Source organism: Lysobacter changpingensis (assembly GCF_017308985.1).
Classification (GTDB): domain Bacteria; phylum Pseudomonadota; class Gammaproteobacteria; order Xanthomonadales; family Xanthomonadaceae; genus Lysobacter_J; species Lysobacter_J changpingensis.
The window spans coordinates 1,247,009-1,261,509 of the sequence record NZ_JADWPE010000003.1 but is presented as its reverse complement, the minus strand read 5'-3'; the positions used below and the strand labels follow the sequence as shown (position 1 = coordinate 1,261,509).

General features: G+C 69.3%; 10 protein-coding genes. 3 read left to right on the top strand and 7 right to left on the bottom strand.

Annotation, left to right across the window (positions count from 1 at the left end; translation table 11 throughout):
• Positions 1–114: 114 nt before the first annotated feature.
• Complete coding sequence (locus I4U41_RS12815; protein ID WP_206861473.1) at positions 115–1,143, bottom strand: alpha/beta fold hydrolase; 1,029 nt, start codon at positions 1,141–1,143, stop codon at positions 115–117.
• 170 nt (positions 1,144–1,313) lie between these two features.
• Between I4U41_RS12815 and I4U41_RS12810 the strand changes: the two genes are divergently transcribed.
• Positions 1,314–1,631 (top strand): winged helix-turn-helix domain-containing protein, encoded by a 318-nt coding sequence (locus tag I4U41_RS12810; RefSeq protein WP_206861472.1) that lies wholly within the window; start codon positions 1,314–1,316, stop codon positions 1,629–1,631.
• A gap of 99 nt (positions 1,632–1,730) precedes the next feature.
• Here I4U41_RS12810 and I4U41_RS18570 read toward each other — a convergent pair whose 3' ends face one another.
• From I4U41_RS18570 to I4U41_RS12795, 3 genes are all read right to left on the bottom strand, one after another.
• Positions 1,731–3,809, bottom strand: a complete 2,079-nt coding sequence (locus I4U41_RS18570; RefSeq protein WP_425492561.1) for a glycosyl hydrolase family 18 protein — start codon at positions 3,807–3,809, stop codon at positions 1,731–1,733.
• A gap of 460 nt (positions 3,810–4,269) precedes the next feature.
• Complete coding sequence (locus I4U41_RS12800) at positions 4,270–6,666, bottom strand: EAL domain-containing protein (protein WP_206861470.1); 2,397 nt, start codon at positions 6,664–6,666, stop codon at positions 4,270–4,272.
• Between the two features lie 312 nt (positions 6,667–6,978).
• Positions 6,979–8,376, bottom strand: coding sequence for an L-serine ammonia-lyase (locus tag I4U41_RS12795; RefSeq protein WP_206861469.1), 1,398 nt, complete (start codon positions 8,374–8,376; stop codon positions 6,979–6,981).
• 105 nt (positions 8,377–8,481) lie between these two features.
• Here I4U41_RS12795 and I4U41_RS12790 point away from each other — a divergent pair, with 105 nt between their 5' ends.
• Positions 8,482–8,733, top strand: coding sequence for a glutaredoxin family protein (locus tag I4U41_RS12790; protein ID WP_206861468.1), 252 nt, complete (start codon positions 8,482–8,484; stop codon positions 8,731–8,733).
• Positions 8,734–8,837: 104 nt separating this feature from the next.
• On the opposite strand, the gene I4U41_RS12785 is transcribed toward I4U41_RS12790, so the two are convergent.
• From I4U41_RS12785 to I4U41_RS12775, 3 genes are read right to left on the bottom strand one after another with little or no spacing between them, the layout of a single operon-like run.
• A complete protein-coding gene (locus I4U41_RS12785; protein ID WP_206861467.1) occupies positions 8,838–9,392 on the bottom strand; it encodes a YceI family protein in 555 nt (184 codons plus the stop codon).
• The gene (locus I4U41_RS12780) at positions 9,392–9,976 is read right to left on the bottom strand and encodes a cytochrome b (protein WP_206861466.1); all 585 of its coding nucleotides are present in this window, start codon (positions 9,974–9,976) and stop codon (positions 9,392–9,394) included. The genes I4U41_RS12785 and I4U41_RS12780 overlap by 1 nt, the downstream gene beginning before the upstream one ends.
• Positions 9,973–10,650 carry a YceI family protein gene (locus tag I4U41_RS12775; RefSeq protein WP_425492580.1) on the bottom strand — a complete coding sequence of 226 codons (678 nt, stop codon included), beginning with the start codon at positions 10,648–10,650 and terminating at the stop codon, positions 9,973–9,975. Before I4U41_RS12775 ends, I4U41_RS12780 begins: the two co-directional genes overlap by 4 nt.
• A 237-nt stretch (positions 10,651–10,887) precedes the next feature.
• On the opposite strand from I4U41_RS12775, the gene I4U41_RS12770 reads away from it, so the two are divergent.
• A complete protein-coding gene (locus I4U41_RS12770; protein WP_206861464.1) occupies positions 10,888–14,403 on the top strand; it encodes a hybrid sensor histidine kinase/response regulator in 3,516 nt (1,171 codons plus the stop codon).
• Positions 14,404–14,501: the final 98 nt, after the last annotated feature.

Below are 14,501 nucleotides of genomic sequence, written 5' to 3'. Positions count from 1 at the left end.
GTGGTCGCGCCTCCCGCCTCCCGCCCATCCCCGCTCAGCGGTTCACTCCCTCGGGTCGCCAATGGGAGAGCGGCTCAAGCGAGCCGTCATTCACAGCGCGCCCGCACGCGACACTCACCGTTTCACCGCCAACGCCTCCAGCAACGCCTTCTCGAACCGTGCCGGCGCTTCCACGTGCGGCGAATGCCCCAGGTCGTCGAACTCCACCAGCGTCGCATCCGGAATCGCCTTCGCCGCGCGCTTGCCCAGCGCCGGATAATCGCCAAGCCGCTCGCGCAGTTCGGGCGATGCGCGGTCGCGGCCGATCGCCGTCCGGTCGCGCTGTCCGATGAACAACGTCGTCGGCACGCGCAGCTGCGCGAACTCGTGCACGACGGGCTGCGTGAACACCATGTCCGTCGTCAGCGCCTGGTTCCATGCGACGCGCTGCTTTCCCGGGCCGGCGTACAGGCCGGCGAGCATGCCGACCCAGCGGTCGTACCCGGGCTTCCACTGGCCGCTGTAGTACACCTGCTGCTGGTAACGCTTGATCGAATCGAAGCTGGTCTTCAGTTCGCCGGCAAGGTTCGCGTCCACGCTCGCCCACGGCACGCCGAGCGCCTTCCAGTCTTCCAGCCCGATCGGATTGACCAGCATCAGGCGTTCGACCTGCGCCGGATACATCAGCGCGTAACGCGTGGCGAGCATGCCACCCATCGAGTGGCCGACGACGCTCGCGCGCTCGATGCCCAGCGAGCGCAGCAGCGCGTTCGTGTTCGCGGCGAGCTGGTGGAAGCTGTACTGGTAATGCCCGGGCTTGGTCGATTTGCAGAAGCCGACCTGGTCCGGCGCGATCACGCGGTAACCGGCGCCGGTGAGCGCGCGGATCGCCGACTCCCACGTCGCCGCGCAGAAGTTCTTGCCGTGCAGCAGCACCACGGTGCGGCCGTTCGGGGTGGACGGTGCGACGTCCAGGTAGGCCATGCGCAACGCTTCGCCCTGCGAGGTGAATGCGTGGTGTTTCACCGGATACGGATACTCGAAGCCTTCCAGTTCCATGCCGTAGGACGCCGCGCCGGGCGCGGGCGCGGGCGCATCGGCGCACAGGGCGATGGACGGGGCGAGGACCAGCGACAGCGCGCAGGCGGACAACGTCGGACGCATCGGAAGGGCTCCGTGGAAGGGGGAAGGCCCGACCTTACCCCAGCGGTCGCGACGGCCATGAGGCGCCGCGTGCCGGTTCGCCGGCGACCGCGCGGCACACCAACGTCTGGCCTATGTGGGCGCGCGGCGCGCTGGATAGGATCGGCGCAGGTTTCGTCAAGGTGCGCCCGATGGATCGACCGACCTCGACCGACGCTGATCCGCGCTGGCGGCTGGATGCCGACGGCTGGGCGCTGATCTGCCCCGACGGCAGCGCCGTCCCTCTCACGCGCACCGAACGGCGGCTGCTCGAACGACTCCTGCTCACGCCCGGCCAGCTGGTCACGCGCGAGGCGCTGGCGGACGCGTTCGCCGATGGCGGGTTCGATTCGCACCGCCTGGATTCGCTGGTGTATCGCCTCCGACGCAAGGTCGCCGATGGCTGCGGCACGCAGCTGCCGCTGGATGCGATCCACGGCGAAGGCTACGTGCTCGACGCCACGCGATGAACGCATCACGCGTGGAAGCCCGAAAAAAGGCGCCGATCGCAGGGGATCGGCGCCAGGGGCAAACCCGTTGCCGGGTCCGGGGAGAGCGCGTTCAGCGCATCACTTCAGGCCATTGCTGATCACGTTGACCAGCGTGCCGCTTGCATCGTCGCCGCTGAATTCCCAGAAGAACGCGCCGCCGAGGTTCTGCGCCTTCACGTAGCCCATCTTCTCGGTGACCATCGCGGGCGTGTCGTAGCTCCAGAACGTGTTGCCGTCGTACTTCCACGTGGCGCGCGCGTTCGCGTCGGTATAAACGGTGCCGGGGCGGTCCTTCAGGACCTTGTAGTCCTCGTTGCCGGCTTCATACGTGCCAGGCGCGGCGGAGCCGGTCTGGTACAGGCCGTTGTTGACGTTGGGCACGTTGGTCCAGCCGCGGCCGTAGAAACCGATGCCGAGGTTGAGCTTCGACGCCGGCACGCCGCGCGTGAGGAAGGCCTCCATCGCATCGTTGCTGTTGTAGAGCCGCTGGTCGCCCGTGGACGGATCGTTCGGCGAATCGAACAGCGCCGAGTGATGGTTCGTGCGCGCATCCCACGTGCCGTGGAAGTCGTACGTCATCACGTTGATGTAATCCAGGTACTGGCTGTACGCGCCCGGATCGGTGACGCGCACCTTGTCCACGCCCGCACCGGCGGCGATGGTCAGCAGCAGGCCGGGGCGCACCGCGTCGAGCTGGCGGCGGAACTCGGCCAGCAGCGCGGTGAAGTTGGCGCTTTCCTCCGGCGTGCCGCAGGTCAGGCCGCATGCGGACGGGTATTCCCAGTCCAGGTCGATGCCGTCGAACACGCCTGCCGCCGCACCCGGACCGCCCGCGCCGTCGGTGACGGGCAGGTTGCCGCGGATGTACGCATCGATGCACGAGGACACGAACGCCACGCGGTTCTCCGGACGCGCCGCGCTGGCGAATCCACGCGACCAGGTCCAGCCGCCGAGCGAGATCAGCACCTTGATGTTCGGGTACTTCGCCTTGAGCTGCTTGAGCTGGTTCCAGTTGCCGCGCAGCGGCTGGTCCCAGGTGTCGGCCGCGCCGCTCACGCTTTCGCCGGCCTGGAAAGCCTTGGTGTAATCGGCGAACGCATCGCCGCCTTCACCGGTCGCTTCGTTCGTCGGGATCGTCACGCCGACCTGGCAGCGGTTGTTGCGCACGTTGCCGAAGGCGTAGTTGATGTGCGTGATCTTCGACGCCGAACCGCTGGTGTCGATGTTCTTCACGCGATAGTTGCGGGCGTAGATGCCCCACTGCGCGAAATAGCCGATCACGCGCTTGTTGCCGCCGGTGCCGCCGTCGAGCGTCTTCGCGCTCACCGCGCTGCTCTGAGCGGAGGCATTGGACGGATTGGCCGCGTCTCGCGCACGCACGGTGTAGCTGTAGGTGGTGTTCGCCGCGAGGCCGCTGTTGGTGTAGCTGGTCGCGGTAGGCGATGCGATCAGCGTGCCGCCGCGATACACGTCGTAGCCCGCCACGCCCGCGCCGCCGGTGTTGTCGGTGGACGCGTTCCAGCTCAGCGCGATGCTGCTGGACGACAGCGCCGTCGCCGACAATCCGGTCGGCACGCTCGGCGGCGTGGTGTCGGTCGGCGGGTTGCCGTTGACGGTGATGTTCGCCGCGCTCGAGGTGGTCGTCGCGCCCTGGTTGTCGGTGGCCTTCGCGGTGAAGCCGTGGCTGCCGGCGGTGGCGTTGCTCCAGGTCACCGCATACGGCGCTGTGGTGTCGACGCCCAGCGACACGGTGCCGCGGAAGAACTCGACGCTCGCGACGCTGCCGTCGCTGTCGCTCGCATTCGCCGTCACGGCGATGTTGCTGCCGGCGTTGTAGCTGGCGCCGTTGGCGGGCGAGGTGAGCGTCACGCTCGGCGGCTGGTTCGTGCCGCCGGTGCCGCACGCGCCGAGGTCGCTGTACCAGCCGCAGCTGGGACAGTGCGTCGGCGGCGCGTTCCAGATCTGGATGTTCGCCTGGTACAGGCGGTTCTGATAGACCAGCTTGTCGCCGGGGTTGTAGATGGTGGACGCGGTCCACGCCGGTATCGCGGCGCACGACACCGTCTGCGCGTGCACGGCGGGCATCGCGGCCAGCGCGAGCAACGTGGACAGCGCGAACGCGACCGGTCTTGCGGCATTCCTGGTTGCAACTCTCATGAGCTTCCCTCCCATACGAGATTGACCGCCACACACATGCCGGCCCCGACCGGGCCCGGCGCCTTTAGTGACCCCCGGGTGCCGCAGGTGGACGCACGCCGCCGCGTGCGATGGGCGCTTGCGCGATGAAGCCGATCTGGCGCGAATCCGACACGCTCACCTCCGGCAGGAACGGAACCGGAGCCGGCGGCGTCATGCCGCGTGGAATGGTCCGGTCGATGGCTGACAACGTTGTCAGCGGGTTGGGGGTCGATCTGTGATCGCATCCGCATTTCGCGCCGGCTACCGCCTGGCGCCGACGAACGCGCGTGCGGGGCAGCCTGAAAACGGCGCCGCATCACGCCGACTTAATGATTGTCCGAAAGACAATCGTTAAACGCGAGAAGACAGGCCGCAACGCGTCGTCGCGCATGCTGCGGCGCCGCATCGCCTTGCGCGATGCGGTGTTGTCCGGCCCGACTCAGGCCGGCATCGGTCGCAGCAGGCGGCGCTCGAATTCCGACGCCAGCATCGGCGCCCCGAACAGGAACCCCTGCACCAGCGCGCATTCGGCCGCCAGCAGCGGTGCCACCTGCGCTTCGCGTTCCACGCCTTCGGCCACCACCTGCATGCCGAGGTTGCGGCCGAGTTCGATCACCGCGCGCACGATCGCCAATCCGCCGGGATCGCGGTCGATCTGGTCGGTGAACGCACGGTCGATCTTCAGCTTGCGCAGGGGGAATTCGCGCAGGTGGCTCAGGCTCGAATAGCCCGTGCCGAAATCGTCCAGCGCCATCGCCACGCCGAGGTCGGACAGCGCGTTCATCGTCGCCACGCTCGAGGCGGGGTCGGTCATGATCTGTCGCTCGGTGATTTCCAGCTCCAGACCGTCGGCCGGGTATCCGTGCCGGCGCAGCACGCGATCGACCGCGTTGCGCAGGCGGTTCGCATCGCGGAACTGCGCGCTGGAGACGTTCACCGCCATGCGCATCGGCGTCAGCCCGCGCGCGCGCCATGCGGAGGACTGGCGCACGGCTTCCTCCAGCACCCATTCGCCGAGCTGCTCGATCAGGCCGTGCTCTTCTGCCACCGGAATGAACGTGGACGGCGTGATGCGCCCATGTCGCGGATGATCCCAGTACACCAGCGCCTCGGCGCCGACGATGCGACGACGGCGCAGCTCGATGATCGGCTGGTACAGCAGCACCAGCTGGCCGAGCTCCTGCGCGCTGCGCAGTTCGTTGAGCATCGCGAAGCGGCGCGTCACCGACGCTTCCATGTCGGGCAGGAAACGCAGGTGCACGTTCTTGCCCGCGCCCTTGGCCTGGTACATCGCGATGTCGGCGCGCTTGAGCAGCTGGTCGTGGTCGCGCCCGTGTTCGGGATGCCGCACGCTGCCCAGGCTCAGCGTGACGCCGAGCTGTTCGCCTTCCATCCACAGCGGCACGGCGACGCGGCGGATGAGCTCCTCGGCGATGCCCGCATCGCGCGTCGGCGAACCGCTGGGCAGCAGGATGATGAATTCGTCGCCACCGAAGCGGAACACTTCGCCGCGCTCGCCCACGCCTTCGCGCAGGCGGTGCGCGATCTGCGCGAGCACGCGATCGCCGGCGCTGTGGCCGAGCGAATCGTTGATTTCCTTGAAGCCGTCGAGGTCGGCGAAGATCAGGCCGAAGCCGTCGGGATCGCGCTGCGCCAGCGCCTGTTCCAGGCGCAGTTCGAACCGGCTGCGGTTGGGAAGCCCGGTGAGCGCGTCGAAATACGCCAGCCGCGCGATGCGGTCCTGCGCCTGCTTGCGCTCGGTGAGGTCCATGATCGAGGCCACGACGATGTTGCGGCCCTGCACGGTGATGGGGCTCAGGCCCAGTTCGACCGGCACCTCGCCGCCGTCGCGCCGCAGGCAGTGCAGTTCATGCTCGCCGCCGCCCAGGTGCACGCGACGCTGCACGCGCAGGAAACGCGCGCGTTCCTGCGGGCACGACGGCAGCAGGCGTTCGGGAATGAGCACTTCGATGGGATGGCCGACCAGTTCGCCGCGCGCGTAGCCGAGCAGGCGCTCGGCTTCCACGTTCGCCAGCGAGATGCGGCCGTCCGCATCGACGATGATCATCGCGCCGGGCGCGCCGTCGACGAGCGCGCGGAAACGCTGCTCGCTGGCGTGCAGGTCGCGCTGCGAGCCGATGGTGATCGCCGCGAGATAGATGAGCGCGATGCCGACGATCACCAGGCTGAGCTGCTCGCCCGGCACCGTGCCGGGCGCGGTCACGCACATCGCGTCCGGCGCGATCTGCAACGCCGCCATCCCCGTGTAATGCGTGCCGCACACGCCCAGCGCCATCAGCGCCGCGGCGCCGAGCTGCACGCCGAAGCGGGGTTCGTTGCCGACCCACGAGAAACGCGTGAGCAGGTGCAGCGCCACCATCGACACGGCCAGCGCGACGACGACCGAGGCGACGATCCAGAACGGCGAATACGTGGCGGCCGGCGCAAAGGGAATCGCCGCCATGCCGATGTAATGCATGCTGCAGATGCCGATGGCCATGCACATCGCGGCGAGCAGGACCTGCGCGAAGCTGCGCGTGCGCGTGCCGGCCACGTACAGCGCGAGCACCGAGGCGAGCACCGCCGGCACCATCGACAACGCGGTGACGCGCACGTCGTAGACCAGCGGCACCGGCAGGCGGAAGGCCATCATCCCGGTGAAGTGCATCGACCAGATGCCCAGCCCGAACGCGGTTCCTCCCGCCCACACCCACAGCGGCGTGCGCCGTGCCGTCGCGCTGCGCACGCGTCCGACGAGCTGGATCGCGACGAACGCCGCGAACCAGGCGATAAGGAACGACAGGGCGATCGCCCTGAGGTCGTAAGTCCCCTGCATGCCGCTCCCCTCCCCAGAGAAGCAGACCGATGGTCACCGTTCCCATCGGCCGGCGGCGGGAAAACTTTAGGGGCCGGATCTGGCGGGTCGATGGGCGGTGTGGGGGAGGGGGTGGGGGCACTGCGTTACCGGCGAACCACTTGGACGTCATTCCAGCGAGAGCGGGAACGTTGCTTGCGTCGTGGTCTTTGTAGCCCGGGTAAGCGAAGCGCACCCGGGTTGGAGAAGTGACCGCGCTCCCGGGTGCGCTTCGCTTACCCGGGCTACAAAAGAACAACGTCATCCCGGCATTCGCTGGAATGACGGGTGCCCTCAGCACTCGATCACATTCACCGCCAACCCGCCGCGCGACGTTTCCTTGTACTTGTCCTGCATGTCGCGACCCGTGTCGCGCATCGTCTTGATGACCTTGTCGAGCGACACCTTGTGCTTGCCGTCGCCGCGCATCGCCATGCGGCTGGCGTTGATCGCCTTCACCGCGCCCATCGCGTTGCGTTCGATGCAGGGGATCTGCACCAGCCCGCCGATCGGATCGCAGGTGAGGCCGAGGTTGTGTTCCATGCCGATTTCAGCCGCGTTCTCGATCTGGCTCGACGTGCCGCCGATCGCCGCCGTCAAACCGGCCGCCGCCATCGAACACGCGACGCCCACTTCGCCCTGGCAACCAACCTCGGCGCCGGAGATGCTCGCGTTTTCCTTGTAGAGGATGCCCACCGCCGCGGCGGTCAAAAGGAACGTGCGCACGCCCTGGATGTTCGCGCCCGGGCAGAAGCGGTCGTAGTAATGCAGCACCGCGGGGATGATGCCCGCCGCGCCGTTGGTCGGTGCGGTGACGACGCGGCCACCGGCGGCGTTCTCCTCGTTTACCGCGAGCGCGTACAGGTTGACCCAGTCCAGCGTGGTGAGCGGATCGCGCATCGCCGCTTCCGGCCGCGCCGCAAGTTCCGCATGCAGCGCCGGTGCGCGGCGCGACACATGCAGGCCACCCGGCAACGTGCCCTTCTCGCGGATGCCGCGCGCCACGCACGCCTGCATCGCGTTCCAGATCTCGTCGAGCCCCGCGTCGATCTCCGCCGGCGTGCGCCACACCTGTTCGTTGGCGTACATCAGCTGCGCGATGCTCAATCCGCTGTCGCGGCTGCGCGCGAGCAGTTCGTCGCCGGAGTGGAACGGATAGGGCAGTTCGGTCGTGTCGGCGACGATGCGGTCTTCCGCCGCTTCGTCCTGGTTCACCACGAAGCCGCCGCCGACGGAGTAGTAGTCGCGCGTGGCGATCACGTTGCCGTCCGCGTCGAAAGCGGTGAAGCGCATGCCATTGGTGTGGAACGGCAGCTTCTGGCGCTTGTTCATGATGAGGTCGTGCTTCTCGTCGAAGCCGATCTCGTGGCGGTCGAACAGGCGGATGCGCTTGGTGCTGCGGATGCGTTCCAGGGCCGCCGGAATCAGGTCCGGATCGATCTCGTTGGGCAGATGGCCTTCAAGGCCCATCAGCACCGCCTTGTCGGTGCCATGGCCACGGCCGGTGAGCGCGAGCGAGCCGAAGACTTCGGCGCGCACGCGCACGGTACGCGCCAGGTCGCTGCCGTCGCCGTTGCCGCCTTCCAGCAGCCAGCGCTGCACGAAACGCGCGGCGGCGCGCATCGGGCCGACGGTGTGGGACGAACTCGGCCCGATGCCGATCTTGAAGAGGTCGAAACTGCTGACGGCCACGCACTGCTCCGGAAAAGGCCACCGCGCGCACGACGGGTGCGGCGGAAATACCGCTATTCTACGCGCCCCGCGGGGCCGGCCCCGCCATACTCCGCCGCATTGCGTATGCAGGACGTGCCCGCCGTCGCACCACCGCTGACGCTGTTCCAGCGCGACGATTGCCACCTGTGCGACCTCGCGCTGGAGGTGCTCGCGCAGGCTCGGGTGCCCGAATTCGAGAGCGTGTTCATCGACGGCGACGACGCGCTGGAGATGCGTTACGGCGTGCGCGTTCCGGTGCTGCGCGACGAGACGCGCGGCGTGGAGCTGGACTGGCCGTTCGACGTGGCGCAGGTGGTGGCGTTCGTCGGTCGTTGATTGTGGTTTTGCAGCCTGGGCAAGGCCGAAGGCCGCACCCGGGACACCGCCGCTGTTACGCCTGCCCCGGGTGCGCTCCGCTTGCCCGGGCTACAACGGCACCCTCACTTCGCCGGCGCGAACACCACCTTCGTGCTCACCGCCACCTCGTTCGGAATCAGCGCCGTGTCGGCCCAGTCGCCGCCGCCGACGCCGAAATCCAGCCGCTTCACGGTGGCCTTGCCGCTCAGCACCGGCTGCGCGCCCGGCGTCCAGGTGAAGGTCAGCGTCACCGGCTTGCTCACGCCGCGCAGGGTCAGCGTGCCGTCGGCCGCGTACTGGTTGCCGCCGAGGCTGCGGAACTTCGTCGCGGTGTAGCGCGCCTGCGGGAACTTCGCGATCGAGAAGAAATCCGCGCCGCGCAGCGTGTCGTCGCGATCGCTGTTGGCGGTGTTCGCGCCGGCGAGGGGAATGGTCACGTCGAGCTTCGACGTCGCCAGCTGCGCCGGATCGAAGCTCAGCTTCGTCGCGAATCCCGGGATCTTGCCGGTGAAGGTTTCGCCTTCGTACTTGCTGGCGAACACCAGCGACGAGCCGGCGGCCTGCACGTAGTCGGCGGCGAAGGCGGGAAAGGCGAGCGCGGCCAGCACGGTCGCCAGCAGGGCGGGCTTGATCGACATCAACGGGTCTCCGGAACGGGATCGGGGGAAGAAGCGCGACGGCGCGGCAGCATGCGCGTCAGCGTGGCGTCGTGCTGGAACAGGTGGTGGTAGAACGCCGCCGCCGCATGCACGGCGACCAGTGCGATCAGCGCCCAGAACAGCCATTCGTGCGTGTCGCGCATCACCGGCGCGAGCGCCTGGCTCGGATCGGCGAGCTTGGGCACCTTGAACTGGCCGAACCAGCGCAGCGGACGCAGGCCGCTCAGCGAGTCGTACAGCCAGCCCGAGAGCGGCACGGCGAAGGTCAGCGCATACAGCAGGCCGTGCGTGGAGGTGGCCACGCGTTCCTGCCAGCGCGGAGTGCCCGGCACCGGCTTCGGCGCGCCGGCGAACCAGCGCCACAGCAGGCGCAGCACGATCAGCGCGAGCACGGTGAGCCCGAAGGATTTGTGCAGGTCGTAGACCCAGAACCAGCGCGGCGACTTCGGCAGTTCGACCATGACCAGCCCGACCACGCCCAGGCCGAGGATCAGCAGCACGATCAGCCAGTGCAGCAACTGGCTGACCGGACCCCAGCGTTCGGCGGAATTTCTCAGCATCATGGCGTGGGCTCGGGTTCCTGGGATTGGGGTTCGGAAGGTTCGGAAGGTTCGCCGGATGGATCGGCCGGCGCCTGCGCGCCGCTCTTCGAAAGCTCGGCCTCGGCCTCGATGCGAAGCTCGACCGCATCGCCGATCACGGTCGGCCACGCGTTCATGCCGAACGCCGCGCGACTGAGCGTCGCCGTCGCGGAAAAACCGGCGGTGCGGTGGAACGGCGGCAGCGGATGGCGCTTGAACGCGTTGAGCGTCACGTCCATGCACAGCGGCCTGGTGACGCCGCGCAGGGTGAGATCGCCGCAGACCTTCGCGTGGTCGGCATCGACGGGCTCGATGTTCGTGGAGACGAAATGCGCGTCGGGGTGGCGTCCGGTGTCGAGCAGGTTGCTCGCGCGCACGGCGTCGTTCCACTTCGGATCGCCCAGGTCCAGGCGTTCCAGCGGTACGCGCACGTCCAGCCGCGCGCTTTGCCAGTCGTCGCGATCGAACACCAGCGTGCCGGTGCTGCCCGAGACCGTGCCCAACGCCTTCGAGAATCCGGCGTGCTCCACCGCGAACAGCACCCGCGTGTGGACCGGATCGAGCGCGTAGCTGCGCGGCTCGAACGCCGGGGCCGCCGGCGCCACGCCGAGCGCCGCCAGCACGAGCCAGGCGGCGCGGGGGAGAACGGGGCGGATCCGCTCGGGCACGGAACGATCGGGCACGGAGCTCTCCGGCGGGGACGTTGCCGGGATTCTAGGCGGACGCGGGTGAACAGGGCGGACCCGCGGCGTAACGAACCGTTGCAGGCGCGGGCGCGCCGCCGTGGTGGCGGGAAGCGGCGGCGCCCCTTGCCGATCCCCGCCGACCCACGTAAGACGTGCATCCTGAAAGCGAGTGCGTCCTGAAGTGGGCGGGGGAACCGGATGATCCGAATGCTGTGGGCGCTGCTGTTGTGCGCCGTGTGCCATGCCGCCTTCGCGGGTCCGGCGATCCCGCGCCCGCGGCAGCTCACGGTCGCCGACGGCCTGCCGTCCAACAGCATCAACGGCATCGCCGAGGACCAGAGCGGCTACCTGTGGATCGCCACCAGCGACGGCCTGGCGCGCTACGACGGCATCACCTTCCGCGTGTGGCGGGCCGGCGACGGGCTGCTCGACAACTACCTGTGGTCGGTGCACGTGGATGCGCGCAACCGCATCTGGGTCGGCACCAGCCAGGCGGGGCTGGCGATGCTCGACACGGATCGCCGCACCTTCCGCCATTACGACTCGCACAACACGCCGGGGATCGGCAGCGACAACGTGTGGTCCGTGACGTCCACGCCGGACGGCGCGATCTGGTTCGGCACGGCGTCGGCGGGCCTTCACCGGCTCGGACGCGACGGCCGCGTGCAGCGTTTCGTGCCCGAGCCGGACGATCCGCACAGCCTGCCCAGCCTGGAAGTGAGCCAGCTGCGCACCACGCCGGCCGGCGAGCTGTGGATCGCCACGCGCGACGGCGCGGCACGCTGGAACGGCCGCGATTTCGATCGCGTGCGCACGGACGCGTTCGCCTCGCCGGTGATCAATTCGATCGGCGTGCAGCCCGACGGCACGCTGTGGTTCGGCACGCCGCGCGGCGTCGGCGTTCGCCGTCCAGACGGCCGCTTCGATGCCGCGCCGTTCCGCGCGCTGGGCGCGGACGCGACGGTGCTCGACATCCTCGTGCGCGACCACGCCGGGCAATACTGGTTCGACACGCCGCAGGGCATGGGCATCGAACAGAACGGACGCGTGCAGAACGTGCCGCTGTTCAGCGCGGCGTCGCAGGGCATGGTGCGGCCGTCGTGGACGTCGTCGCTGGAGGATCGCGAAGGCGGCGTGTGGTTCGGCAGCGCCGGCAACGGGCTGTGGTACCTGCCGGCGAACTGGCGCCAGTTCGCGCTGTACTCGCGGCGGCTGGACGATCCGGCCTCGCTCGGCAACGCCGCCGTGCACGGCATCGCGCCCGGCAGCGACGGCACGATGTGGCTGGTCGGCACCGGCGGCGTGCTCGACCGCTTCGATCCGCGCACCGGCGACATCGCCCACGTCGCGCGCGACTTCAGCGAGGGCTACATCGTCTACAACGTGCTGGAGGGCCGATCCGGCTACGTCTGGGCGAGCTACCACGACGGCCTGGTGCGCCTGGACCCGAAGACCGGGCAGGTGCGGCGCTGGACCGCGAACGATCCGCGCGACCCCATTCCCGGCGGCAGCGCGTACCTCGCGCAGACCTCCGACGGACTGGTCTGGATCGCCGGTCCCGCCGGCGAGGTGCAGGCGCGCACGCCCGAAGGCGTGCGGATGGAATCGATCGTCCCCGGCGACCTGCGCGGGCCGCCGGAAGGCGGCACGATCCAGCAGATCGGTGCGGGCCCGAACGGCGCGCTGTGGCTCGCGTGGTCGGACGGCCTGTCGCAATGGGACTACACCGCGCGCCGCTTCATCCCCGTGCCGGGCGCGCCCGGCGGCACCATCCTCAGCTTCGCCATGGAGGGGCGCAACCGCGTCTGGATCGCGCGCCTGGGCGTGCTCGAACAGTACCGCTGGGACGGCGCGAAGCTCACGCGCATGCAGCGGCTCGACCGTTCGGCCGGCATGCCCGAAGTCGCGCTCAACGGCGTGGTCGTCGATCGCGAAGGCGTGGTCTGGGCGACCACCGTGCGCGGGCTGCTGCGCATCGATCCGGAGCGTCGCGCCGTGCGCGTGTACAGCGTGCGCGACGGGCTCTCGAACCAGGAATTCCCCGGCAAGCCGGTGACCACGCGCGATCGCGACCGCATCCTCGTCGGCTCGCCCGACGGCCTGGTGATGTTCACCGCCGCCGACGTGCACCCGGAACTGCAATCGCCGCGCCTGCTGGTGCAGGGCGTGGACGTGAGCCGCGGCGACGTGCGCACGCCGCTGGACGCGTCGAAGCCGATCGTGCTCGAACCCGGCGACCGCGACCTTCGCGTGGTCGCGCGCCTGCTCTCGTTCAACGACGCGCGCAACCACGCGTTCCGCTTCCGCATGAACGGATACGACGCCGACTGGGTCGACGTCGACGCCAGCGGCGAGCGCGTCTATTCGCAGCTCGATCCCGGCGACTACACGCTGCAGATCATCGCGCGCGCGGCGGACAACATCTGGTCCGCGCCGCAAACGCTGACCGTCACCGCGAAACCGCCGTGGTGGCAGACGTGGCCGGCGATCGCCTCCTTCGCCGCGATGATCCTGGCCGTGGGCTGGTGGAGCGCGGATGCGTACCGGCGCCGCCTGAAGCGACGCCATGCGTGGCAGCTGTCGGAACGCGAACGCGAACTCGCCAAGCAGGCCTCGCTCGCCAAGACGCGCTTCCTCGCCACGCTGGGCCACGAAGTTCGCACGCCGATGACCGGCGTGCTGGGCATGAGCGAACTGCTGCTGGAAACGCCGCTGGATTCGCACCAGCGCGGGCACGTCGACTCGATCCGCCGCGCCGGCCGGCATCTGCTGCGACTGGTCAACGACGCGCTCGATCTGGCGCGCATCGAATCCGGCCGCCTGGAGCTGGCCGACGAGCCGTTCGACCTGCGCACCGTCGTCGACGACGCGGCGACGCTGATGGCGCCGCTGGCGAAGCAGAGCCGGCTGGCGTTCCGCGTGATCGTCGACGATGACGCCCCGCACGGCATGCGTGGCGACGCGAACCGCGTGTGCCAGATCCTGCTGAACCTGCTCGCCAACGCGATCAAGTTCACCGAGCGGGGTTCGGTCGAACTGCGCGTGCGTGCGCTGTCGCCGCAGGGCGTGCGGTTCGAGGTGACCGACACCGGTCCGGGACTTTCCAGCGAGCAGCAGGCGCGGCTGTTCCGCCGCTTCGAACAGGCCGACGGCGCGCGCACCGCCGCGCGCTACGGCGGCAGCGGGCTGGGGCTGGCGATCTCGCAGGAACTCACCGCGGAGATGGGCGGTTCGATCGAAGTCGAGAGCGCGCCCGGCGAAGGCGCGCGTTTCATCGTCCAGTTGCCGCTGCCGCACGATGCGCTGCCGATCGAACAGGACGGCGCGCAGGCGCTGCTCGCCGCGCGCGGCGGGCCGTTGTCGCTGCTGCTGGTGGAGGACGACCCGACGGTCGCCGAGGTGATCTGCGGCCTGTTGCGCGCGCAGGGACACCGCATCGTCCACGTCGCGCACGCGCTCGCGGCGCTGGCCGAAGCGGCGACGGGAACGTTCGACGCGGCGCTGCTAGATCTCGATCTGCCCGGCATGGATGGGCTGGCGCTGGCGCAGCAGTTGCGGCTGCAGGGCTTCGATCGTCCGCTGCTGGCGATCACCGCCCGCGCCGACGCCGACGCCGAGCCGCAGGCGATGGCGGCGGGGTTCCAGGGTTTCCTGCGCAAACCGGTGACGGGGGCGATGCTGGCGGCGTTGCTGCAGGGGGTGCCGCGGGAGCAGGTGGCGTAGGGGCTGCCTCGTTATTTCCAGCGAAAGCTGGAACCTTCTTTGCTGTTCGCGCCTCGGGCGGAGGGCAGCAGCGAGTGCCGGCGTGGTGGCGCGCGCCG

Excerpts from the sequence above, each read along its gene's own strand:
- I4U41_RS12815 (WP_206861473.1), bottom strand. The coding sequence starts at position 1,143 with ATGCGTCCGACGTTGTCCGCCTGCGCGCTGTCGCTGGTCCTCGCCCCG.
- I4U41_RS12810 (WP_206861472.1), top strand. The coding sequence starts at position 1,314 with ATGGATCGACCGACCTCGACCGACGCTGATCCGCGCTGGCGGCTGGAT.
- I4U41_RS18570 (WP_425492561.1), bottom strand. The coding sequence starts at position 3,809 with ATGAGAGTTGCAACCAGGAATGCCGCAAGACCGGTCGCGTTCGCGCTG.
- I4U41_RS12800 (WP_206861470.1), bottom strand. The coding sequence starts at position 6,666 with ATGCAGGGGACTTACGACCTCAGGGCGATCGCCCTGTCGTTCCTTATC.
- I4U41_RS12790 (WP_206861468.1), top strand. The coding sequence starts at position 8,482 with ATGCAGGACGTGCCCGCCGTCGCACCACCGCTGACGCTGTTCCAGCGC.
- I4U41_RS12785 (WP_206861467.1), bottom strand. The coding sequence starts at position 9,392 with ATGTCGATCAAGCCCGCCCTGCTGGCGACCGTGCTGGCCGCGCTCGCC.
- I4U41_RS12780 (WP_206861466.1), bottom strand. The coding sequence starts at position 9,976 with ATGATGCTGAGAAATTCCGCCGAACGCTGGGGTCCGGTCAGCCAGTTG.
- I4U41_RS12770 (WP_206861464.1), top strand. The coding sequence starts at position 10,888 with ATGCTGTGGGCGCTGCTGTTGTGCGCCGTGTGCCATGCCGCCTTCGCG.